The sequence below is a fragment of the Micromonospora sp. NPDC023869 genome (assembly GCF_055559695.1).
This window is the reverse complement of the sequence record NZ_JBVHKD010000010.1, coordinates 25,725-48,520: the sequence shown is the minus strand read 5'-3', so window position 1 is coordinate 48,520 and position 22,796 is coordinate 25,725. Positions and strand designations below refer to the sequence as shown.

The following is a 22,796-nucleotide window of genomic DNA, read 5'->3' as shown; positions in this document are numbered from 1 at the left end:
GGGTCGGGTCAGCGGGTCGGTGGCGCGCAGACGATGACGATGTCGGGGTCGGTCGGGTCCACCTCGGCGGTGAGCACCTGACCCCGACCGGTGAGCCGGAGCCGGACCGTTGCGGGCTGCTGCGGGTCGTGCGGCACGCCGACGACCCGGAACCGTCCCGCCGGATCGGTCCGGGTCGCGTACGGCTGACCGACGACCTCCACCCGCATCGCGGCGAGCGGTTGATCGGCGGGACCGACGACGCGGCCGTCGAAGGTGAGCATCTCCAGTTGCCGCAGCCGCAGCGGGCGCAGCACCGGCGGTGCCGGCTCGTGCGGATGGATGACCTGCACCGGTACGTCGATCAGCAGGGCCGGACGGGGCGGCACGCCGAGTGCCACCCACAGCGCCGGGTCGCCCGCCTCCAGCACGAGCGTGTGTCCGCTCGGTCCGGTGGCCTCGACCAGCACCCGGTCCAGCTTCGCCAGGGCCTCCGGTCCGTCGGCGGCGAGCAGGTAGCGGACGATGAGCCGGTACGGCTCGGGTCCGCCGCTGCCCCGGGTCTGCCGGGCCGGGCGCAACTCCAGCGGCCACAGGGTCAACCCGTCCGCCGCCGGTCCGGGCGCGGGCGGGCCGACCGGGACGGCGTCGCCCGCCGCCCCGGCCAGCCACCGCACCAGTTCGGCGGTGGCCGCCTCGATCGGACCGCCTGCGGTCATCGCGGCGGCGTCCCCTGGATCCGGTACGCGATGGCCTCGTTCCACACGTGCGGGTAGACGCCGATCTCGAAGTACCGGGTGAAGCGGTTGATCGGTGCACCGGTGTGGTCGTGGTACAGCAGCCACACCGGCGCGATGGTGAACAGCACGTAGTTGGCCAGGACCAGCGGGATGTAGAACGGCCCGAGCAGCCGGGCCTGGAAGATGTGCACGTCCTCGTGGCGCTGGATGCCCGGCCCGGAGCCGGCGCAGACCGTGCCCAGCGTGGTGGCGTAGCGCGGCGAGACGCCCTCCACCACGTTGACCCGGCAGCTGTGCTGTGAGGTGGCCCGGTCCAGCGAGTGACCGAAGACCAGGTGCACCGCGAGATAGATCGCGCCGACCACGGTGTTCAGCAGGCTCCAACTGTGGTCGACGATGAACAGGAAGATCCCTCGGGCGTCGGCCCCGTAGACCCGGGCCGAGGTGATCGACCATCCGAAGACGACGCCGACGACCAGACCGACGCCCGCCCCGACGAGCAGCCCGACGGGTCCGCCCAACAGCCCGCCGAGGACCGTGCCCGCCGCGACGTGGACGGCGGCGCTGATGACTCCGAAGACGGCCATGACGGTTCCCCTCTAGGCCCAGGAGCGGATGAAGCGGGGCTCGTTGCCCTGCGCCAGCCGGGTCGGAGTCGCCTGCCGGTTGCCGGGAGGCAGTTGGTTGACGCCGAGGGCGGCGGAGAAGATGACCAGCCCGTTGAAAAAGGCGATGATCCACTTCTCGGCGCCCGCGTCGGTGGCGAAGGCCGCGGTGAGGTACGACAGCAGCAGGGCGATACCCAGCGCGATCCACTTGCGTGCGGTGTCGGCACTCGGGCCGATCAGCCCGCCGATGACGTTGGTGGCCAGCAGTGTCGCGGCGCTCGCGCCGGTGAGACTGCCCAGCGCCGCCCAGGTGAAGAGATCGTTCATCGCCGATCCCCCTTCGGTTTCGCGTGGTGCGAGGTGGGATGTGGTGCCGCCCGCCGGACGGGCGACGGTGCCGGCTGACCCGGGTCAGCCGGAGCCCGGCACACCGCCAGTGGTGTGCGGTGCCGGACCAGGCGTGCCCGGACCACCGGTGATGCCCGGTCCGCCGGGCGTCGGCACGCCGCCACCCGCCGGGCCCGTGCCGGACCGGCGCAGCAGCAGTACGACGATCACCGCGACCAGCAGCAGGATCACCGCACCGGCACCGACCAGCAACCACGGGAAGCCCCCGCCGGTCTCCTCCTCGTCCGCCGGGGCGGATGGCCGGGGCGGCGCCTCGGCGACCGCCCGCAGTTCGGGCGGCTTCGGCTGGTTGCGGGCGACCCGCCAGGTGACCGTCCGGTCGTTGACCTGACCGCCCGCGCTGACGTCCAGAACGCGTCCGGGGAAGGTCACCGAGATCTCGAACGACATCAGCGTCATGAATCGCGCCTGATTCGCCGGATCCTGTTCGGCGACCTTTCCGCCGTACTTCTTCGGGTCGAGCGGAAGAGTGAACACGTACCGGTCGTCACTCTGCCGGACGATGCTCAGACTTTCGCTGTCGAATTGATCGAGCGGAACGTTCCGGTAGTTGATCTGAGAACCGTAGTGGGTGGCGTCCTCGTACCGGCTCTCGGTGCCTTCGGGTAGGGCCGGGATGTTCTGCCGAAGTTCGGCGAAGCCGGCCTCGACCGTCTTGTTGTTCGTGGTCAGCACGGTGCGTTCGGCGGTCAGCAGGAGTTGTCCGCTGACCGTGTCGTCGGCGTTGACGGTCAGCCCGGTGTTGAGTTGCATGCAGCCGGAAAGGGTCGCCAGTAGGACGAGACACGCCGCGCCGCGGAGTATCCAGGTGCGTCCGAGCCCCGTATTCATGGGCTCAGTCTGTGCGTTCGCGAGCCGAGCCATCAGTCAGCGATCAGTCAGATGGCAGTCGCCGATCTTACCGCTCACCAGTCACATTCGACCGAGGTCGCACACCCCGGAAATGGATATCCTGAAAGGTTGTGCCGTCAGGCGCTGTCGCGGCGTACCAGTGCGGACGGGAAGCGGGTGCACATCGGGGCGTGCCGGTGTTCCAGCACCATGGTGGCGGCGGCGCTGGCGATCTGGCGGACCGGGTGACTGGCGGTGGTCAGGGCCGGTGCCGTCACGGCGGCCAGCGGGATGTCGTCGAAGCCGGTCACCGCGACGTCGCCGGGCACCTGCACGCCGTCGGCGCGGAGCCGACCGATCACGCCCAGCGCGGTCGCGTCGCTGATCCCGACGATCGCGTCCGTGTCCGGCCAGCGGCGCAGCACCTCGCGGGCGGCGGCGCGGCCCCGCTCCACGGAGAAGTCGCCGACCACCTCGCGCGCCGGCAGGCCGGCGTCACGCAACAGCCCCCGGTACGCGTCCACCGAGCGGTTGGCGCAGGTCAGCCAGGGGGGACCGGTGACCATCGCGATCCGCCGGCGACCGCTGGCGTAGAGGTGGCGGACGATGGCCTCGGTGGCGCCGCCGTTGTCGATGTCCACCGACGGCACGGTGGCCGAGCCGACTCCGATCGACACGGCCCGCCCGCGCAGTCGGCGCGGCACCAACTCCAACAGCTCCGCGGTCGTGTTGACCAGGATCAGGCCGGTCACTCCCCGGTCGTCGGTCAGCCGGACCAGCCGCTCCGGGGCGTGCAGCGGCACCCAGTCGACGGTGACGCCCAGTCCGTGCGGTGCGCAGACCCGTGCGGTGGCGCCGAGGACCTGATCGACATAGCTGTCGTCGAGCACCGCCGGGTCGGTGCCGGCCACCGCCACCAGCAGCCGTACGCCGGTGCCGTGCACCAGCGCCCGGGCGGCCGGGTTGGGTACGTAGCCGAGCTCGTCCGCGGCGGTGCGTACCCGCTCCCGGGCGGTCGGTGACGCGAACCCGTTGCCCGCGATGACCCGGGACGCCGTGGAGCGGGAGACTCCGGCGGCTCGGGCGACGTCGTCCAGGGTTGCCGGCCGGCGTGCCGTGGTCATGGTGTCTCCCTGTTGCCTGCGGCCCGCCTGGTACGCGGGCTCCCACCCGCATCATGCCTCGCCGAAGGTCCATGGGTAAGGACCGGAGGTGGATTGTGGTGGTAGCGCTCCCAGGTGTGTGATCGTTGCCTGCGCTCCCACCACCGTCGAGAGGACCGGGAAGTTCCATGGATCCCGCCATCAGCACGCCCGCCACACCGCCGGTCTCCTCGGGTCCGCCTCGGGCGGTGCTGGCCGCCCGCAACGGCGTGGCGGTGGTGTTCGCACTCAACGGGCTGGCCGTCGCGACCTGGTTCTCCCGGGTGCCGGCGGTCCGCGACGCGCTGGAGCTCAGCCCCGGTCGCCTCGGCCTGCTCCTGCTCGCCATGTCCATCGGCGCGATCGTCGCGATGCCCACCGCCGGCCTACTCACCCAGCGGCTCGGCGCGGCCCGTGCGGTGGTGTTCTCCACCACCGTGGTCGCCCTCGGCCTCAGCGTGGCCGGGGTGTCGGCGGTGGCCGGCTCGCTGCCCGGGGTGGCGGTGGGCCTGTTCGCGCTCGGGTACGGCTCCGGCAGTTGCGACGTGGCGATGAACATCGAGGGCGCGATCGTCGAACGCCGTCTGGGCTGGACGGTGATGCCCCGGTTCCACGCGGCGTGGAGCCTCGGTTCGGTGGCCGGTGCCGGACTGGGTGCCGGGGCCGCCCGGCTCGGCCTGCCGATCGCCGTCCACCTCGGGGTGCTGGCGGCGGTGGTGCTCGGCGGCACGCTGCTGGGGGCCCGCGCGTTCCTGCCCGCCGCACCCGGTACGGAGGGCGAGGGCTCCGGTGGCGGTCGCAAGTCCCTGCTCGCCGCCTGGCGGGAACCGCGCACCCTGCTCATCGGTCTGGTGGTGCTGGCGGCGGCGTTCGCCGAGGGCAGCGCCAACGATTGGATCGCGGTCGCCTTCATCGACGGATACGGCTTCAGCGAGGCGGCCGGCGCGGCGGTCTTCGCCGTCTTCGTCACCGGCATGACCGTGGGCCGCACGCTCGGCACGGTGGCCCTGGACCGGTGGGGGCGGGTGCCGGTGCTGACCGTGACCATTCTGCTTGCCATCGTCGGCGCCGGGGTGGCGATCCTGGCCGGTTCCGGTCCGGTCGCGGTGGTCGGTGTGGTGCTGTGGGGCGTCGGCGCCTCGCTCGGTTTCCCGGTCGGCATGAGCGCCGCCGCCGACGACGAGGAGCACGCCCACGTCCGGGTCAGCGTGGTCGCGGTCATCGGTTACACCGCGTTCCTGGCCGGCCCGCCGTTGCTGGGGCTGCTCGGCGACCGGATCGGCACGCTGCACGCGTTGCTGGTGGTGCCGTTGCTGCTGCTGCCGACCCTGCTGCTGGTACGCGTCACTCGTCCGCCCGTCTCCGGCGCCACGGGGGAGCCGGAGCGGGCGGGCGCCCCGGAGCCGGAGCGGGCGGGTTCTCCCCGGCCGGAGGCGTAGCGACCAGGGCCCGTACACCGGCCGTCCAGGGAACTGCCAGGTCCGGATGCTGCACTGGGAGGTACGCCGAGGAGAGGAGCCGGGCATGGGCTGGTTCAGCCGGCGGCCCCGGGCCGCAGAGGACACCCCGACGAAACTGGACCGTGAGGCGACCCCGGAGGACCTCGCGTCGCTGGAGGAGTTCGCGACCAGCCGGCAGGGGGTGGAGTTCTATCTCGAACCGGAGACCACCGCCACCGACACCACGGTGGTCGCCATCGCGCACGACGGCGAGTGGATCCGACGGCGTACCGGGACGCCCCGGGCCGCCGGGAAGATGGCCCGTAAGCACACCATCCCGCTGTACGAGGCGACCAAGGTCGGTTATCCGGAACGGATGCGGGCCTGGAACCGGGCGCACCCGGAACGTCGGGCCCGCTGACCGGTCCGTCCGGTGGCCGCCGCGCGGGCGGTCACCGGACGGCGACGACCGCCGCGTCCGCGCCGCCGCGCCAGAGCGTGCCGACCTCGGTGAAGCCGGCCTCGGAGAGCGCGCCGAGATGCCAGGAGACCGGTGGGCTCCACTCCTGGCTGTGCCCGGTCGGATAGATGGCGTGGCGACGTTCGACGAGGGGCCGCAGCTCCGGGTCCTGTGCGGCGTGCTCCCACCACTGCGCCCAGGAGGGCACCGCACCCGCCGCGTACCGCGCCGCCCGGCGCGCCTCGGCCTTGGCGAGCAGGCGCTTGGTCAGCTCGGGCAGGGTGTCGTCGGGCATGTGGTCGGCGTTGACCAGCAGGCCGCCGGGGCGCAGCAGCTCGCGGAGCTCGGTGTAGAGCCCGGTCAGTCGGTCGGCGGGCAGCCAGTGCAGCGCGGTGGCGGTGAGCACCGCGTCGTAACCGCGATGCGGCAGGGCGTCCACCCAGTCCGGCCGGGTGAGGTCGGCGGTGACGATGGTGGCCCGGTCGCCGAGCGAGGCGGTGGCGAGGGCGAGCAGCGCCGGATCGAGGTCGACCAGGGTCAGCTCGGCGTCGGGGAAGCGGAGCAGCGCGCGCAGCGAGATGGTGCCGGTGCCGCCGGCCAGGTCCAGCAGTCGCGGCGGGGTGGTCTCGCGGACCGCCTCGACCGCGTCGAGCATGGCGGTGAAGCGGTGTTCCCGGTCCGGCAGGTACGCCTCCTGCTGCCGGTCCCAGCTCTCCTGCCATGCGGCGGCATCGGTGATGTAAGGACTCATGGCGAGCAGGCTAGTTACATCGACGGGCCGTTGTCCAGCTTGTTGCCAACAATGTGCAACTGCGAGACAATGGCGGAGCGATGATCAGTGCCGGGCCGGATCGGGGACACCGATCCGGCCCGGTCGTCGTCGCGGACCCACCGCGCCAGACGCCCCGGTCGACGGTGGCATGATGGCGGTCCCCGGGGCGCAGGGCCCCGCCGACCACAGTCGGGAGCCAGGTGGACCTCCGCACCGCCGCGCACGAGATGTTCGAGGCCGACGTGGCGTCGAACCGGCTCGGCATCGAGTTGGTCAGCGCCGCGGACGGCACCGCGACGGCCCGGATGCGGGTCACCGACAGCATGGTCAACGGCCACCGCATCGCCCACGGCGGCTTCGTCTTCCTGCTCGCCGACACCGCCTTCGCACTGGCCTGCAACAGCCACGGCCCGGCCACCGTCGCGGCCGGCGGCGAGATCACCTTCGTCCGTCCGGCCCGCGAGGGGGACGTGCTGCTCGCCCGGGCCACGGAACGGACCCGGTACGGCCGCAGCGGGATCTACGACGTCACGGTGAGGCGCGCGGACGGGCCGGTAATCGCCGAGTTCCGGGGGCACAGCCGGGTCCTCCGGCCGGACGCCGGTGCCCGGGATGGCGTAACGGCTCCGGCGCGGCCGGACGACGGACCGGGCTCGGAGGCACCGGCCGGCGGACCGGACGGCGCCGGCCGAGACTGACCGGGGTGCCCGCGCGTGCCGGGCCGACGCTGTCAGTGCCGTCCGGCACGATGAGCGAATGGGACATGTCGCACTCTTCCACTCCGTGTACGGGCTGCGGCCCGCGGTGCGGGACGCCGCCGAGCGGCTGCGCGCCGCCGGACACCAGGTGCACGCGCCCGACCTGTACGGGGTACCCGCCGTCGACACGGTCGAGGAGGGCTTCGCCCTGCTGGACCGGATCGGGCAGCAGACCGTGCTGGACCGCGCCCGGGACGCGCTGCACGGGCTCCCGCCCGACGCCGTGCTCGCCGGGTTCTCGATGGGCGCCGGGGTGGCCGGCGCGATGCTGGCCGAACGCCCCGACAGCGGCGGCCTGCTGCTGTTCCACGGCACCGGTGGCGCGCCCGCCGACGTCCGGCCCGGGCTGGCGGTCGAGCTGCACCTGGCCGACCCGGACCCCTACGACCCGCCGGACGAGGTCGACCAGTGGCGGCGGGAGATGACCGCCGCCGGTGCCCACGTCACCGGGTACGGCTATCCGGGTGCGGGTCACCTGTTCACCGATCCGGCCGAGGCCGACCACGATCCGGCCGCCACCGCGCTCGCCTGGGAGCGCGCGCTGTCCTTCCTGGCCGCTCGCTGACCACGACCGCGCCGACCCTGCGGCCGCCGCGGACCTGGCGGCAGGTGTCGACCGCGCAGACCGGCCCGCCGATGCGGACTGCGCCGGCCGCGCCGCCGATGCGGACCGCGCCGACCTCGCGGCCGGTTGCGACCGGGTCGGTCCCGAACGAGCCGATCCTGGATGCGTCGATGCCGCCCGCGCGACTGCGGACCGTGCCGTTGCCGGCTCGGGAGGCGGCGCGTCGGTGGCCGGGACGCCGGCCCGGCGGGTGAAGGCGGCCCGGGTCGCCCGGGGAAGCCGGGCGACGGCGACCTCCCGCAGCGCCGGGTCGACGAACGCGTGCCCGCCGGTGGGCAGCCGGACGAGCAGGCCCGCCCCGGTCAGCGCGCGCAGGGCCGCCTCCACCTGCGCCGCCCCCCAGCCGAGTGCCCGCGCCAGGTCCGCGACGGGACAGCCGGGCGGAAGGGCGGCGACCGCCATCAGAGCGGCCCGCCGGGGGCCGTCCAGCCGGTCCAGCCGGGCTTCGGCGGCCCGCCGGATGCTCTCCGGCATGGCGAGCCGAGCCGGGTCCGCCCCGGCGAGCGAGCGCACGTACGCCACCGCCCGCCCGGGATTGCCGCCGACCAGCGGGATCAGCCGCCCCACCAACCCGGCTGGCTGACCGGCCCGGCGCAGCAGGCGACGCAGCAGCCGACCGACGGTCACCGTGTCGAGCGGACGCAACCGGACCCGGGCCGTCGGCCGGGCGGAGTCGACGCCCGCCCCGGTGCCGACCAGCACCAGCGGCAGGCCGTCCGCGCTGGCCAGGTCGACCAGGGCGTCCAGGTGCCGGCGCAGTGCCGGGGCGGCCCGGTCCAGGTCGTCCACGGCCACCACCACCGGCTGTCGGCGGGCCAGCCCGAGCAGGACGTCCCGCCAGCGCATCGCCGCTCGGGCACCGGCGGCCCCGCCGCCGGTCACCAGATCGTCCACTGTGTCCAATGCCGCGGCCAGGTGCTCGCCCGACACCGATCCGCCCAGGGCGGCGGCCAGCCGGTCGCGGAGCACGTCGGCACCGGTGGCGGCGGTACGGCTGCCGGCCAGCGTCCGCACCAGCTCCACGACGGGTGCCAGCGGCCCGTCCGGGTACGGCGGGCAGGCGGTCAGGCACCACCGCACCGGTACCCCGTCCAGCGTCGGCGTGCTGCGGGCCAGCTCGCGCAGCAGCCGGCTCCGTCCGCTGCCCGGCGGACCGGTCAGCACCAACCGCCGGACGCCGCGTCCGCGTACCGCCTCGGCGAGCTGTTCCCGGACGGCGGCCAGCTCACGGTGCCGGCCGACCAGCGGCGTGTCGTGGCGCGGCGGCCGGGGCGCCACGGTGCCCACGGCGTGCCAGACGCCGACCGGCAGGGTCTTGCCACTGACCGTCACCGCCGGCACCGGGCGCAGCGCGATCAGTCCGGCGACGGCCCGGTGCGTGGCCGCGCAGACCGCCACCCCGCCGTGCGGGGCGTGTTCCTGGAGGCGGGCGGCGAGCGTGATCACCGCACCACTGGCCATGCCGTGCCCGCCGTCGCGCCCGGCGGCCAGGTCCACCACGGCCTCGCCGGTGGCCACCCCGACGCGGACCCGCAGCCCGGGCGCGGTGGCCAGCGGCCGGCGGTCCAGGGCGCGCTGGACCTCCAACCCGGCCCGCACCGCCCGGTACGCCTCGAAGCCGTCCCCGGTCCGGGCACCGAACAGCGCCATCACCGCGTCACCGACGTACTTCTCCACCACGCCGTCCCAGCGCCGCAGCACCCGGGCGACCGTGCGGAAGTAGATGCGTTGCAGTGTGCGGACGTCCTCCGGGTCGAGCCGGTCGACCAGACGTGTCGACCCGACGATGTCGACGAAGAGGACAGTGACCGTCCGTCGTTCCTCGGCTACCGGCCAGCGCCTCCGCTGGGTCGGCTGACCTGCGACAATCGACATGGGCATCGAGATCGCACCTGCCTCTCCCCCCGTACGTGCCAACGATGTCCCGGAGACTGTCATCCCTGGTCCGGCGGCGGATCTGCAGAACGACGTATGTCGGCCGAGCGCAACCTTCGGTCGCAATGTCGACGCGAGTGGGGGAGGGGCGGCGCGGCGGCGGTAGAACGGGGGCGGCGGCTGTGACTAGGCTGCGAGCCATGGCCAGCGACGTGGACACCACACCGCTCGTCGGTCGGGCCGACCTGGTGGCGACGGTACGCGCCGCGCTGCTCGACGACGTTCCGCCGGGAAACACCGCCGGTGTCTTCCTCACCGGCGAGAGCGGCGTGGGCAAGACCCGGCTGCTGTACGAGGTGGGCGGGCAGTTGAGCGCCGGCGGGGCGCTGGTGCTTACCGGATCCTGTCTGGACATCGGCGACGCCTCACCGCTGCATCCGTTGCGGCAGGCGTTGCGGCGTCTCGACGCCGACCTCCCGCCGGCCGCCACCGCGTCGGTGCGTGCGTTGCTCGGGGTGTTCGCCGAGGACGCGACCGGGCCGGACGGTGCCGGGGCGCTGCTGGAACGGGTGTCCCGGGGACTGGGCGTGATCGCCGGTGGCCGCCCGCTGGTGCTCGTCCTGGACGACCTCCAGTGGGTCGACCGGACCACCCGCCAGTTGCTGCTCTATCTGCTGGCCGGTCTGGGCGACCTGCAACTGTCGGTGCTGGCGGCGGTGCGGTCGGAGTCGTTGCAGGGGGCGCACCCGCTGCGCCGGGTGCTGACCGAGTTGCGTCGGCTGCGGTCGGTGCGGGTGCTGGACCTGGCGCCGCTGGACCGTGCCGCCACCGAGGAACTCGCCGCGGCGGTCGTCCGGGCCCCGCTCGCGCCCGAGGCGGCCGACCGGCTGTGGCAACGCAGCGGGGGCAACCCGTTCGTGGTGGAGGAGCTGTCGCGGGACCTGCGCGACGGCCGCGACGACCTGTCCGACACGCTGCGCGAGGTGTTCCTGGCCCGGGTGGACGCGCTGCCGCAACCCGCGCACGAGGCCGTGCACGCGGTCGCCGCCGGGGTGGAGCCGGTCGAGCACCGGCTGCTCACCGAGGTGGTCGGGCTGCCGGAGCAGGACCTGCTCGTCGCGGTCCGGGCCGCCGTCGCGCACCGGCTGCTGGTCGGCTCCGAGGACGGCTACCGGCTGCGGCACCGGCTCGTCGCCGAGGTGCTGGAGGACGAGCTGCTGCCCGCCGAACGCGCCCTGCTGCACCGGCGTTACGCCGAGGCGCTGACCGCCGCGCCGGGCGAGCTGCACCAGGCCCGGCTGGCGCATCACTGGCGGTTGGCCGGTGAGCCGGAACGGGCGTTGCCGGCGGCGGTGGCCGCCGCCGAGGAGGCCGAGCGGCTGTACGGCTACGCCGAGGCGCACCGGCACTGGTCGGTGGCGGTGGAGCTGAGCCAGGGGCGGGCCGGGGTCGACCGGGCGGCGCTGCTGGGCCAGGCCGCCGAGGCCGCGCACAAGAGCGGTGAGTACGCGCGGGCGCTGACGCTGCTGGAGGAGTTGGCCGCCACCGACACCGACCTGCCCGCCTGCGAGCTGCACATCCGGCGAGCCCGCTACCTGTTCGGCGCTGGGCGGTTGGCGCTGGCCGAGGTGGAGTACCAGCAGGCGTTGGACACCGCCGACTGCACGCCCCGCCAGCGGGCCGCCGCCGCCGCACACCTGGCGGACCTGCTGGTGCACCTCGGCCGGTACGCCGACGCGGGCCAGCGCGCGCGGGAGGCGCTGGCCCTGGCGGAGCAGGTCGACGGAGCCACCACCGAAGTGGTGCTGGCCAGCGCGGCGCTGGGGTTCTCCGAGGCGTACCTGGAGGATCCGGACGCCGGTCTGGCGGTGCTGCGGCGGGCGCTGGACACCGCCGAGCGGGCCGGTCGCCCGGAGGACGTGGCACGGGCCTACCTGCACCTGGCCGAGTTGCTCACCGGGCCGCTGAACATCCTCGAGGAGGGGGTGGTGGTGGCCCGCCGGGGCGCCGAGCGGGTGGCCGAGCTGGGGTTGGGTCGTGCCTACGAGACCCGGCTGCTGGCCGTCGCCACCAACGGGCTGTTCCGGGTGGGGCAGTGGGCCGAGGCGGAGAAGGTCATCGCGGCGGCGCTGCGGCACCGCCCGTCCGGCGCGGACGCGGTCGAGCTGCTGCTGGCCCGGTGCAAGCTGTCGGTCGGGTACGGCGACGTCGAGGCCGCCGACCGGGACCTGGACGCGGCGGCCACCATGCTGGCCGGCGGCGGTGCCCGGCACGTCATCCCGCTGCTCACCCTGCGCGCCGGGCTGGCGATGTGGCAGGGGCGGCACGACGTGGCCCGGCACGCGGTGCAGCGCGGCCTGACCGAGACCCGCTCCGACGACCTGGTGATCCTCGCCGTGCTGGTCTGGCACGGGCTGCGCGCCGAGGCCGAGGCGCACGCCAGCCGCACCGTCGCGGTCGACCAGAGCGCGGTACGCCGGCTGCGGGAGATCGCCGACCGGGTGGCCGGGCGAAGCGTGCCCGCGGCCCGTCCGGTGCGTGACGTGGTCGACGGCTACCTGGCGCTCTGCGCGGCCGAGGTGAGCCGACTCGACGACAGCGACCCGGATCTGTGGGGGCGGGCGGCAGCCGAGTGGGATCGCCGCAACCATCCGTATCCGGCGGCGTACGCGCGACTGCGCCAGGCCGAGGCGCTGCTGGCCCGCCGCCGCCGTACGGCGACCGCCGGCCGACTGCTCCGGCAGGCGTACCAGGCGGCGCAGGGTCTCGGCGCGGTGCCGTTTACCGAGGAGATCCGTACCCTCGCCGGCCGGGCCCGGGTGGAGCTGGAGGAACGCCCCGCCGGCCGGGTCGAGCCGCCGCCCGGCGCCGGTGACGAGCTGGCCGCGTTGACCGCGCGGGAGCGCGAGGTGCTCGCCGCGGTGGCCGAGGGGCTGACCAACAAGGAGATCGGCCAGCGGCTGTTCATCAGCGAACGGACCATCGGCGTACACGTCTCGCACATCTTCGACAAGCTCCACGTACGTACCCGGGTGCAGGCGAGCGCCATCTTCCTGCGTAGTCGGGTGTCGGTGTCGGATACGTAGTTCTACTGATGTCGGCGGTGTCCCCGCCTGAAAGGCTGTGCCCGGCGTCGGATCGCGACGCCGGGAGCAGCGAGGGGGCAGCGTGAGTGAACCGGTCTGGGGGCCAGTGCACCGGGACATCGTGGACCTGCTCGCCGATCACCCGGCCGACGTGCCCGCCGTCGTCGACCACCTGACCAAGCTCCAGGACATGCTGGTCCGGCTGCCACCGCTGCTGGACAGCTGCCCGCTGGCCGACTTCAACAAGCTCTACCTCACCATTACCACGAGCGTGTTGGACGGCCTCTACGCCGACCGGTTCGTCGACCCGGTCTTCCTGTCCCGGCTGGACGTCGAGTTCGCCGCCCGCTACTTCGACGCGCTGCGGATGTGGAGCGACTCCAGCCCCGGTACGCCCAAGGCGTGGGCCTGCCTGTTCGAGCGGATGCGCGGCCCGGACGCCCGGCCGTTGCCGTCGGCGGCGGCCGGCGTCAACGCGCACATCAACTTCGACCTGCCGTTCGCCCTGGTCACGACGTTCGACTACCTGGAGTCGGAGCCGGTCGAGGGCAGCGACCAGCACCGCGACTACCTGGAGATCAACCGGATCTTCGCTGACAAGATCCCCGGCCTGCGCCGGGGCTACCTGGAGCAGTGGCAGCTGCTCATCGACATGGTCAACGGCGACATCGACGACTGGTACCAGGGTGAGCTGATCGAGTACACCCGGGATGTCGCCTGGCGCAACGCACAACGGATCTGGCGATGCCGGCACGACCCGCATCGACACGAGCGCGAGCGCGCGCGGCTGGACCAGACGGCCTCCGCGCTCGGTCGGTTGCTGCTGTCGCCCCTCGGGGCATTCCTGCAGTAGCCGGGACGGGGGGTCCCCGCGTCTCGCCCGACGGCGAGGCACGGGGGCATCCGACCCGCCCGGGCGACGTCGCCCGGTATGTGAGCACGGGGGGAACAGGAGGCCGGCCGGCCAGGGGGGTGTCGGCCGGCCTTCGCGGGGTACGCGGCGCCCATGACCGCTGCCTTTCGGCGTCCCGCCGCACGGCCCCGCCCGCGTCCCGCCGCACCGCCTCGTCCGAGTCGGCCGGGGGACCGGGTCGGCCGGCGGGTCCGGGGATGACCACACACCGCTTCCCGTTCCGGTTCGACCCGCCGCTGCGTCCGCTCCTGGCCCTGCTCGGGGTACGGCCCTCCACCGCCTGGGTACGGGTCGACGGCGACACGTTGACGGTGCGGTTCGGGCCCTGGCGGCTGCGCACCGAACGGGCGAACGTCCTGGACACCGAGACCACCGGCCCGTACCGCTGGTGGCGGGTGGTCGGTCCGCGTCTGTCCGCCGCCGACCTCGGCGTCACCTTCGGCAGTTCCACCGCCACCGGGCTCTGCGTCCGCTTCGCGCGACCGGTGCCGGCGCTGCTGCCGGGCGGCCGTCCGCGCCATCCCGGGCTGACGGTGACCGTCGACGACCCCGCCGCCCTGGCTCGCGCGCTGGCCACACCGCCCGGCGGCTGACCGCGATGGGGGACGGGACCAGAGCGCGACGGGGCCGGGACCGGCGCCGCCCGGCGTCCGGGACACCGGAACCGTCGCTGCGTGCCGCGCGGGACCCCACCCGCCCCGGCGAACGGGCCGGTCGACGGGTCACCGTGCCCGACCGGGTCGCGGTACCGGCCGGACCGGCCCGGCCGGAGAGCCGGCTGCGCCAGTGGCTGTTCGTGCACCAGGTGCAGCCGGTCGGACCGGAGACGGCCGAGGGGCAGACCCGGTCGCACGCCTGGTGGCGGGTGATGTGCCTGACCGGCGTCGACTACTTCTCCACCCTGTCGTACCTGCCCGGCATCGCCGCGCTGGCCGCCGGGGCGCTCTCCCCGCTGGCGACGCTGCTGATCGTGGCGCTGACCCTGTTCGGCATGCTGCCGATGTACCGCCGGGTGGCCGGGGACAGCCCGCACGGCCAGGGGTCGGTGGCGATGCTCGAACGGCTGCTGCCGTTCTGGCGGGGCAAGGTCTTCGTCCTGGTGCTGCTCGGTTTCGTGGCCACCTCGTGGATCGTGACGATCACGCTCTCCTCGGCCGACGCCACGGTGCACATGTTGCAGAACCCGTACCTGCCGGACGCGTTCGGCGGGACCGCCGTGGCGGTCACGGTCACCGTGGTGCTGCTGCTGATCCTGGGTGGGGTGTTCCTGCTCGGTTTCCGGGAGGCGGTGGCGGTGGCGGTGCCACTGGTCGCCGTGTTCCTGGCGTTGAACGCGGTGATCGTGGTGGTGTCGCTGACCGACCTCGCCGCCGATCCCGCCCCGCTGGCGGACTGGACGGCGGCGCTGACCACGGGCGGCGGCGGACCGGGCGGCGTGGCGCTGACCGCGGCGCTGGCGTTCCCGCTGCTGGTGCTGGGACTCTCCGGCTTCGAGACCGGGGTGAGCATGATGCCGCTGGTCGCCGGGGAGGGCCGGGACGCCGAGGCGCGGCTGGCCGCGCGCATCCGCAACACCCGGCGACTGCTCACCGTCGCTGCGCTGATCATGTCGGTCTACCTGCTCTCCACCACCTTCGTCACCACGCTGCTCATCCCGCCCGAGCAGTTCGCGCCGGGCGGTGCGGCCAACGGGCGGGCGCTGGCCTACCTCGCCCACGAACACGTCGGCGAGGCGTTCGGCACCGTCTACGACCTGAGCAGCGTGCTGATCCTCTGGTTCGCCGGCGCCTCGGCGATGGCCGGGCTGATCAACATCGTGCCGCGCTACCTGCCCTCGTACGGCATGGCGCCGGAGTGGGCGCGTGCGGTACGGCCCGTGGTGATCGTCTACACCCTGGTCTGCATCGTGCTGACCGTCCTCTTCCGCGCCGACGTGGACGCGCAGGCCGGCGCGTACGCGACCGGGATCCTGGCGATGATGGTCTCCGCGTCGGTGGCGGTGGCCATCGCCGCGGTCGCCCGGCGTCAGCGCGCCGCCTCCGTCGGCTTCACCGTGCTCACCCTGGTGCTGGTGTACGCCCTGGTGGAGAACGTGATCGAGAAGCCGGACGGGATCGCCATCTCCGGCCTGTTCATCCTCGGCATCATCGCGGTCTCGCTGGTCTCCCGGGTCAGCCGGACCACCGAGCTGCGGGCCGAGCGGGTCGAGTTCGACGAGGTGGCGCGGCGCTTCGTCGCCGATTCGGTGGCGCACGACGGCCGGTTGCACGTGATCGCCCACAAGCGGCGCAGCGGCGCGGTCAAGGAGTACACCATCAAGGAGCGCGCCCAGCGTGGGTTGAACCCGGTGCCGGGCGCGACCGACGTGCTGTTCCTGGAGATCGACGTGGTGGACCCGTCCGGGTTCCGCCACGTGCTGCGGGTGTGCGGCGTCGAGGTGGGCGGGTACCGGGTGCTGCGGGCCAGCAGCCCGGCCGCGCCGAACGCCATCGCCGCGATCCTGCTGGCGCTGCGTGATGCCACCGGGGTACGCCCGCACGCGCACTTCGAGTGGTCCGAGGGCAACCCGATCGCGCACCTGCTGCGGTATCTGATCCTGGGGCGGGGCGACACGCCGCCGGTGGTCCGGGAGATCCTGCGCAAGTCCGAGCCGGACCCGGCCCGGCGGCCGGGCATCCACGTCGGCGGATGATCCGGGTCCTTTCTGAGACAACATGAACGCGAGCGGCGTACTTATTCACTTATGCCGGATATGAACCTTTGATCGCCGTACGGTGACCTCTGGTGGCGGAGGCGACGTCCGCCACCCCGCGCCCGGTTCGGGGCGGCCGTGTCTTCGCATGCACGAGAGGCAGGAACCTTGATGTCCACCTACCGAGGCAGCCCCGGGTCGGGTCGACCCGGACGGCGGTCCCGCTGGCTGCTGGCCGGCGGCCTGATGGCGGGAACCCTGGTGGTCGGAGCGGCGGGCGTGACCGCCGTCGCCTCCGCCACCGAGAACAACACACCGGCGCCGAGCCCGGAGCGGCCCGCGGCGATGTACTCCGACGTCCCCGGCGTCCCGGACGCCAGCCCCGATCCCGACTCCGCGCGGCAGCGCCCGGACCGGCAGCGCCCCGAGTGGCGGCACGACGGTGGCGAACCGGACGGCGCGCGGGACGGCCGCCGCGACGGCGCCGCCTCCGGGCGTGACGACGACGCGTCCGCCGACCGACCGGACCGCAACGGTCGTCCGTCGCGGGCCGAGACGATCAAGGTGCCGTGCGACTCCGCCCGACTCATCGCGGCGCTGGTCCGCGCCAACGCCGAGGGCGGCGCGACGCTGCGCTTGGCCGAGGAGTGCACCTACACCCTGACCCACGCCTTCGCGCAGGTCGATGAGTACGACGGTGGTATCCGCGACGCGCGGGAGGCCGCGGACGCCGCCGAGACCCCGGGCGACGCGGAGGCGCCGCCGCGCGACCCAGCCGACGACAAGGCCGGACTGCCGGTCATCTATCACGGCATCACCATCGAGGGCTCCGGCGCCTCCATCGTGCGGGCCGCCGACGCCGAGGAGTTCCGGTTCTTCACGGTCCGGGACGGCGGTGAGCTGACCCTGCGTGACGTGACCCTGCGCAACGGTCGGTCGAAGGTGGAGGGCGGCAGCCTCTTCGTGGTGCACGGCGCGACCGCCGTGGTCGAGGGAGTCACCGTGGTGAACAGCACCTCGCTGTCCGCCGAGGGCGGCGGTGGAGGCATCTTCAACGACGGCAACCTCCAGATCAGCGACAGCCGGCTGATCGGCAACCGTGCCGCCGGCGCCCAGGGCAAGGGTGGGGGCCTGCTCAACGGCGGTGTGATGACCATGCACCGCACCGAGTTCCGGCACAACAGCGCGGTCAGCTACGGCGGTGGCCTGGCCAACTTCCGGGCCGCCGGTGACGTGTACTCCTCCACCTTCGTGCAGAACAACGCCGGGCAGGGCGGTGGCCTGGCCAGCTTCTCCGCGCGTACCAAGGTCTTCGACAGCGCGGTGGTCGGCAACAGCGCCCAGACCGGCGGTGGCCTGGCCAACTCGGACGCGGTGCTGGTGTTGCGGCAGATGACGATCCGGGACAACCTCGCCGCGGTGGCCGGTGGCGGTATCTCCACCGTCCAGGGCCTGCTGCCGCTGGACGACAGCGTGATCCAGGACAACACCACCCGAGGCAACGGTGGCGGCATCTACGCCGAGAAGTCCAACCTGCTGGTGCGCGGCAGCGACGTGCAGGCCAACGCGGCGGTCGGGCCGCAGTCCCTGGGTGCCGGGCTGTTCGTCACCGCCGGGACCGCCTCGCTCTATCGCAGCCAGGTGACCGGCAACCGGGCGACGGTGCAGGCCGGTGGCGCGCACGTCGAGCGGGCCCAGATCAAAATCGACGACGAGACCGTCGTCATCGAGAACAACCCCACCAACTGCGAGGGGAGCCGGGTGCCGGTGGCGCACTGCTTCCGCTGATCCACCCGTACGCCCGGCCCTCCGCCGCCTGGTCCGTCGTGACCGGACGCGGGGGGCCGGTCACGACCGCCCCGGCACCTCCGTCCTGGGTCGGCACCTCCGTCCTGGGCCGGTGACCGTCGCTCTCTCCGCAAGATCACGCTCGATCCGGGATCGAGTGGCTGCGTCGCGCTACGAGGCCACTCGATCCCGGATCGAGCGTGATCTTCTACGTGCAGGTGCGCCGACGGGTGATGTCGGGTGGTGCTGGGGCGTTGGGGGCGCCGGTGGGGGTCACCCGGCGCCACCCGGGAAGAGTCACTGCGAGGGCTGCGGCAGTTCGCATTCGACCTGGGGGTTGGCGCCGACGTAGTTGAGCGGCCCGGCGACGATGGTCACCAGTATGGTGCCCAACTCGGCACAGTTGGTCTCCTCGTTGTCGTAGTAGCCGCGCTGGCCGGCGGCGACTGCGCCGATGATGAGCCAGATCACGACCAGGACTCCGAATATCGACGTGCCACGCATGGCTTCCTCCACGGTCCGGTGGGTTGCACGGTGCCGGGCCTTGTACCCAGACGGACCGAACGGCCAAACGGAGGGCGGCGCGTCCCCCGTCGACGGGCCATGTCCCCGGACACCATCACCGACAACAGTGTGGCCGCAACGGAACGGGCCGCCGACGCGAAGACGGTCCGGAGACCCGTCCGCGTCGGCGGCCCGTGTGGGGCGTGCCGTCAGTCGGTGCCGCCGGCCGCCAGCACCTTCGCCTGCTGTGGCCAGGTGACCAGGCTCGCGGTGGCGCGCAGCCCGGCACCCTTGATGACCTCCCGCAGCGCGGCCTCGTCCAGCTCGGCCAACTGCTGGTACGTGAGGATGCCCGCGCCCTGCAGCGCGGCGGCCATCTTCGGCCCGACCCCCTGGATACGTCGGAAGTCGTCCGCCGCTCCGGCCGCGGGCGCGGCCACCGAGGAGGCGGCCACCGGCTCAGCGGGTGCCACCGGTTCGGCAGCGACCGGCTCAGCAGCGACCGGCTCGGTGGTGACCGGTTCGGTGGTGACCGGCGACGCGGTGGGCTCTGGGGTGACCGGCGACGTGACGGCCAGCTCGGCGACGGGGTCCGGGGTGACCGGCTCAGGGGTGACCGGCTCGGTGGTTACCGGTGCGGCGGACACCGCCGGGGCGGCCTCGGGCTCGGCTGCCGCCGTCGCGTCGACGGTCGTCGGCGCGGTGACGACGTCCTCGGCCGGGGCGGTGTCGGTGCTCACCGGCACGTCGACCACCGGCGGGGTGTGGGCCGGCTCGACGTCCACCGCAGGCGTGGTCTCGACGGTGGTCGACGCCGGCTCGGTCTCGGCAACGGCGGAGGTCTCAGTCTCGGCGACGGGCGCGGTCTCGACGGTGGTCGACGCCGGCTCGGTCTCGACAGCGGTGGAGGTCTCGGTCTCGGCGACGGGCGCGGTCTCGACGGTGGTCGGAGCCGGCGCGGTCTCGGCGGCTGAGGTCTCGGTCTCCACCGCGGTCGGCGCCGGCTCGGTCTCCACCGCGGTCGGGGCCGGTTCCGCGATGCTGGCGGCGGGGGCCGGCTCGGTCTCGACGGCGGCCGGGGTCGGCTCGCTGACGGTGGCGGCCGGGGTCGGCTCGCTGGTGGTGGTGCTCGCGGTGGTCGACGCGGGAGGTTCGCCCCGTCGCCCGCGCAGCAGCACCCAGCCCACCGCCAGACCTGCCAGCAGCGCCACGAGCAGTATCAGCCAGCTCCCGAAGGAGTCGCCCACGGTAAACCTCCCTGAAGTCCTACGTCCGAATCGTCGCGAAAAAAGCTCGCCGCAGCTTCGCACACGTGGGGCCGGGGCAACAGGCAGGCCATGTAACAGTCCGTACTCGCGGGACGGGGTTCACCGCAGGTGTCCGAGGCGGAACGGACGGTGTGGACACGGTGGGTACACCACGGCCCCCGGCACGACGACCCCCGGCACGGGGTCGTCGTGCCGGGGGTCGGGTGGGGACGGATCAGTCTTCCTCGCCGCGATAGGTATAGAAGTCGTCGACGAACTTGCGGCGCAGCGGGGGTACCCGGCTGGTGACCCGGAAGTACCCGCGTGCGCCGAGCAGCGCGAGTCGACCGAACACCGGCTTGTACATCCGGTCATCCCCGCTGGTGCCGCTGCGGTTCAACGAGTCGGCCACCCGGGCGAAGCCGTACGGCAGCATGGCCGCCTCGTAGTCGGCCACCGCCTGCACCAGCGTCTTCTCGCCGGCCACGGCGTGCACCAGGTGCCGCCGCAGCAGGTTGGCGTCGCGCAACGCGGTGTTGGCGCCGACACCTCGACCCGGCGTCATGGTGTGGATCGCGTCACCGAGCAGCGTGACGGTGCTGCTCTTCCAGGGCGGCACCGGCTCCGATGTGGACACCCGGATCGGCAGGGCGCTCTCCGGGTCGGCGCGGCTGAGCAGTTCCCGCAGCGTCGGATGCCAGTTGGCGGTCAACTCCAGCGCCACCTGGATCAGTTCCCCGCCCCGGCGGCGCAGGACATCCGCCGGGAAGCGCCGCGCGGTGCTCCACACCACCAGGTTGATGTTGTCGCGGGTCGGATCGTGCCGCAGCCCCGGCCAGTCGGCCAGCAGGGCCGCGTCGGCAGGTGGGACGTCCGGCTTGAGTCGTCCGTCGCCGTCCCACTTGAACTCCATCACGTGCAGGACGCCCATCACCCCACCGGTCCCGAAGATCAGTGAGATGCCGCGCCGGACGGTCTCCGGCAGCAGTCCCCGGGTGTGTGCGGTGAGCGGGATCCGGGTGGCGATGTTGACGGTGCCGGCGTCCCGGACGGTGGCGTGCGGCAGGTACTGCCGGCGGACCGCGGAGTGCGTGCCGTCCGCCGCCACCAGCAGGTCGCCGACGGCGCTGGTGCCGTCGGCGAAGTACGCGGTGACCGTACCGTCGTCGTGCTGCTCGTAGTGGGTGAAGGTGCGGTCGAAGTGCACCACGTCCTCCATGCCGGTCAACAGCACCTGACGCAGCGTCATCCGGGCCACCGACCGTTCGGTGTCCACCGGGTCGGTGTCCGGCCGCAAGGGGAACGACGCGGTGTGCCGCATCCGCTGGGTGAGCACGTTGAAGTAGCGGGGCGAGCGGGCACAGGTGGCCAGGTAGATCCGGAACAGCTCCGGCGGCAGGCAGTCGCGCAGCGCCCGGCTGCCGGTGGGCCCGATGCCCACCCGGTAACCGAGCAGCCCGTCGGCCCGGGTCCGGTGCCGCTCGTACACGGCGACGCTGATCCCGGCCCGGCGCAGCCCGTGCGCCAGGCAGAGACCGCCGGTGCCCGCGCCGATGACCAGCACGTGCGGTGCTCGGGTGGACATCAGCCGACCGCCGGTCAGCCGGCCACGCGGGGCGCCGGGACGTCGGCGGCGTCCCAGCGGTAGAAGCAACTGGCGATCGCGTCACGGGGGGAGCGCCAGGTCGGCAGGTACGGCGAGGTGTGCGCGGAGAGTCGCTCGTTGACCTCGCGGTACAGCGGGTGGTTGCGGGCCGCCGCGAGGGCGTCCGTGCCGACGTCGTCGGTCTCCATCAGGTGTACGCACAGGTCGTGCAGGCAGTACAGGGACCGGTGGCGTACCCCGGTCAGGCTGGGCAGTTCGGTCGCGTCGGACTCGGCGAATATCTGCGCCACCCGTCCCTCCGCGCCCGGGATGATCCTGTTCACGATCACTAGACGGCTCATCGGACCCCTCTCACCGGTGTTCCCGCCCGGGCATCTGGCCGGGCCACGGACGGCTGTCCGGTATCACCCTGTCCGGCGGACTGTCACCTGCCCGTCAACGCGACCGGTCGGGCCGGTGACGCCACCGGCGGGGCCAGCGGATCCGGCGGGTCAGCGGTACCGGTGAGTCAGCTGGTCCGGAACCGCGCCCGGCCGCCCGGGTGGCGGGTCTCGGCCGGTACCCGAGTGGCCCGGCGGATCGGTTCCAGCGTCTCGTCGAGCAGCGCGCTCATCGCCGGGGACGGTTCCAGGCGCAGCTCCCGCAGCAGCAGGTCGCGGTAGACGTAGAAGGCGTGTACCGCCTCGAAGGCGTTGCCCTCGGCGAGGTGGATGCGGACCACCAGCCGGTGCGGCGTCTCGCGTAGCGGTTCGGCGGCCATCGCCTCCAGCGCCGCCTCCAGCGCCTCGCCGTGCCGCCCGGCGGCGAGGTGCTGGGCGGCGACCTGTTCCAGCATGTGCAGCCGGAGCTGGCGCAGCCGTTCCCGGTCGGTCAGCACCCAGTCCTCGTACCAGCCGGGCAGCAGGTCGTGCCGCCCGGCGGCGAGCGCCTCGGCGGCGTCTTCGGGTGCCTGGCCGTCGCGTACCCGGGCGGCGGTCTCGACCAGCCGGTCGACGTCCACGGCGACCGTCGGGTCGAGGCGGATGGTGTCGGCGGTGGTGGTCAACGGGCAGTACGGGTCCTGCCGCAGTCGCCACAGCGCGGTGCGCAGTGAGGAGAGCGCGCGGTCCTCGCCGGCCTCCGGCCAGAGCAGACCGGCCAGGTGGGCGCGGGTCGCGTCGGGTCGCAGCCCGATCAGCGCGATGATCCGTTGCAGTCCCCGGGGCACCACCACCGGAGCGGTGTCGTGGGTGAGCCGGAAACCGCCCAGCAGGTGCAGGCGTACCTCGGCGGTCCGGTGTTCGCCGGTGGTCGGCGCGGGTGGTTCGGCGGCCACGGCGGTAC

The 22,796-nt window shown here is 73.5% G+C and carries 19 protein-coding genes and 2 pseudogenes; 9 read left to right on the top strand and 12 right to left on the bottom strand.

The features are described 5' to 3' along the window. Window positions 1–8: 8 nt before the first annotated feature. The 5 genes from ACZ31C_RS24515 to ACZ31C_RS24495 all read right to left on the bottom strand — a co-directional run bounded on the left by ACZ31C_RS24515 (window position 9) and on the right by ACZ31C_RS24495 (window position 3,690). Window positions 9–698, bottom strand: coding sequence for a carboxypeptidase-like regulatory domain-containing protein (locus ACZ31C_RS24515; protein ID WP_465797246.1), 690 nt, complete (start codon window positions 696–698; stop codon window positions 9–11). Next, the gene (locus tag ACZ31C_RS24510; protein ID WP_465797245.1) at window positions 695–1,306 is read right to left on the bottom strand and encodes a glycine zipper family protein; all 612 of its coding nucleotides are present in this window, start codon (window positions 1,304–1,306) and stop codon (window positions 695–697) included. Before ACZ31C_RS24510 ends, ACZ31C_RS24515 begins: the two co-directional genes overlap by 4 nt. A gap of 12 nt (window positions 1,307–1,318) precedes the next feature. After that, the gene (locus tag ACZ31C_RS24505) at window positions 1,319–1,654 is read right to left on the bottom strand and encodes a hypothetical protein (protein WP_131054723.1); all 336 of its coding nucleotides are present in this window, start codon (window positions 1,652–1,654) and stop codon (window positions 1,319–1,321) included. An 84-nt stretch (window positions 1,655–1,738) separates the two neighbouring features. Further along, on the bottom strand, window positions 1,739–2,488 hold the full coding sequence (locus ACZ31C_RS24500) for an LppM family (lipo)protein (RefSeq protein ID WP_465797244.1): 750 nt from the start codon (window positions 2,486–2,488) through the stop codon (window positions 1,739–1,741). A gap of 215 nt (window positions 2,489–2,703) precedes the next feature. Further along, window positions 2,704–3,690 carry a LacI family DNA-binding transcriptional regulator gene (locus ACZ31C_RS24495; RefSeq protein ID WP_465797243.1) on the bottom strand — a complete coding sequence of 329 codons (987 nt, stop codon included), beginning with the start codon at window positions 3,688–3,690 and terminating at the stop codon, window positions 2,704–2,706. Between the two features lie 179 nt (window positions 3,691–3,869). On the opposite strand from ACZ31C_RS24495, the gene ACZ31C_RS24490 reads away from it, so the two are divergent. Together ACZ31C_RS24490 and ACZ31C_RS24485 are read left to right on the top strand one after the other, a co-directional pair. Next, window positions 3,870–5,147 (top strand): MFS transporter, encoded by a 1,278-nt coding sequence (locus tag ACZ31C_RS24490; RefSeq protein ID WP_465797382.1) that lies wholly within the window; start codon window positions 3,870–3,872, stop codon window positions 5,145–5,147. Window positions 5,148–5,232: 85 nt separating this feature from the next. Beyond that, window positions 5,233–5,568: a hypothetical protein gene (locus ACZ31C_RS24485; protein WP_465797242.1), complete on the top strand. Its 336-nt coding sequence runs from the start codon at window positions 5,233–5,235 to the stop codon at window positions 5,566–5,568. Window positions 5,569–5,599: 31 nt separating this feature from the next. Here ACZ31C_RS24485 and ACZ31C_RS24480 read toward each other — a convergent pair whose 3' ends face one another. Next, window positions 5,600–6,358 carry a class I SAM-dependent methyltransferase gene (locus ACZ31C_RS24480; RefSeq protein WP_465797241.1) on the bottom strand — a complete coding sequence of 253 codons (759 nt, stop codon included), beginning with the start codon at window positions 6,356–6,358 and terminating at the stop codon, window positions 5,600–5,602. 248 nt (window positions 6,359–6,606) lie between these two features. On the opposite strand from ACZ31C_RS24480, the pseudogene paaI reads away from it, so the two are divergent. After that, window positions 6,607–6,969, top strand: a pseudogene (paaI, locus tag ACZ31C_RS24475) (hydroxyphenylacetyl-CoA thioesterase PaaI); the annotation flags it as partial. Between the two features lie 166 nt (window positions 6,970–7,135). After that, on the top strand, window positions 7,136–7,702 hold the full coding sequence (locus tag ACZ31C_RS24470) for a dienelactone hydrolase family protein (protein WP_465797381.1): 567 nt from the start codon (window positions 7,136–7,138) through the stop codon (window positions 7,700–7,702). Window positions 7,703–8,461: 759 nt separating this feature from the next. Here ACZ31C_RS24470 and ACZ31C_RS24465 read toward each other — a convergent pair. After that, window positions 8,462–9,637, bottom strand: a pseudogene (locus ACZ31C_RS24465) (adenylate/guanylate cyclase domain-containing protein); the annotation flags it as partial. A 200-nt stretch (window positions 9,638–9,837) separates the two neighbouring features. On the opposite strand from ACZ31C_RS24465, the gene ACZ31C_RS24460 reads away from it, so the two are divergent. From ACZ31C_RS24460 to ACZ31C_RS24440, 5 genes are all read left to right on the top strand, one after another. Then, window positions 9,838–12,723 (top strand): helix-turn-helix transcriptional regulator, encoded by a 2,886-nt coding sequence (locus ACZ31C_RS24460; protein ID WP_465797240.1) that lies wholly within the window; start codon window positions 9,838–9,840, stop codon window positions 12,721–12,723. 82 nt (window positions 12,724–12,805) lie between these two features. Next, window positions 12,806–13,576, top strand: coding sequence for a DUF5995 family protein (locus tag ACZ31C_RS24455; protein WP_396747397.1), 771 nt, complete (start codon window positions 12,806–12,808; stop codon window positions 13,574–13,576). Window positions 13,577–13,833: 257 nt separating this feature from the next. Continuing rightward, the gene (locus ACZ31C_RS24450; RefSeq protein ID WP_465797239.1) at window positions 13,834–14,229 is read left to right on the top strand and encodes a hypothetical protein; all 396 of its coding nucleotides are present in this window, start codon (window positions 13,834–13,836) and stop codon (window positions 14,227–14,229) included. A 5-nt stretch (window positions 14,230–14,234) separates the two neighbouring features. Next, window positions 14,235–16,328 (top strand): APC family permease, encoded by a 2,094-nt coding sequence (locus tag ACZ31C_RS24445; protein ID WP_465797238.1) that lies wholly within the window; start codon window positions 14,235–14,237, stop codon window positions 16,326–16,328. 171 nt (window positions 16,329–16,499) lie between these two features. Then, on the top strand, window positions 16,500–18,116 hold the full coding sequence (locus tag ACZ31C_RS24440; RefSeq protein ID WP_465797237.1) for a hypothetical protein: 1,617 nt from the start codon (window positions 16,500–16,502) through the stop codon (window positions 18,114–18,116). A 297-nt stretch (window positions 18,117–18,413) separates the two neighbouring features. On the opposite strand, the gene ACZ31C_RS24435 is transcribed toward ACZ31C_RS24440, so the two are convergent. From ACZ31C_RS24435 to ACZ31C_RS24415, 5 genes are all read right to left on the bottom strand, one after another. Next, complete coding sequence (locus ACZ31C_RS24435; protein ID WP_117228195.1) at window positions 18,414–18,620, bottom strand: hypothetical protein; 207 nt, start codon at window positions 18,618–18,620, stop codon at window positions 18,414–18,416. Between the two features lie 209 nt (window positions 18,621–18,829). Further along, window positions 18,830–19,867 (bottom strand): helix-hairpin-helix domain-containing protein, encoded by a 1,038-nt coding sequence (locus ACZ31C_RS24430; RefSeq protein ID WP_465797236.1) that lies wholly within the window; start codon window positions 19,865–19,867, stop codon window positions 18,830–18,832. A gap of 235 nt (window positions 19,868–20,102) precedes the next feature. Beyond that, window positions 20,103–21,452: an FAD-dependent oxidoreductase gene (locus tag ACZ31C_RS24425; protein ID WP_465797235.1), complete on the bottom strand. Its 1,350-nt coding sequence runs from the start codon at window positions 21,450–21,452 to the stop codon at window positions 20,103–20,105. Between the two features lie 14 nt (window positions 21,453–21,466). Then, window positions 21,467–21,814 carry a TcmI family type II polyketide cyclase gene (locus ACZ31C_RS24420; RefSeq protein ID WP_131056046.1) on the bottom strand — a complete coding sequence of 116 codons (348 nt, stop codon included), beginning with the start codon at window positions 21,812–21,814 and terminating at the stop codon, window positions 21,467–21,469. A 167-nt stretch (window positions 21,815–21,981) separates the two neighbouring features. Beyond that, entirely contained in the window at window positions 21,982–22,788 is an 807-nt protein-coding gene (locus tag ACZ31C_RS24415) for an AfsR/SARP family transcriptional regulator (protein ID WP_465797234.1), read from the bottom strand. Between the last annotated feature and the right edge of the window lie 8 nt (window positions 22,789–22,796).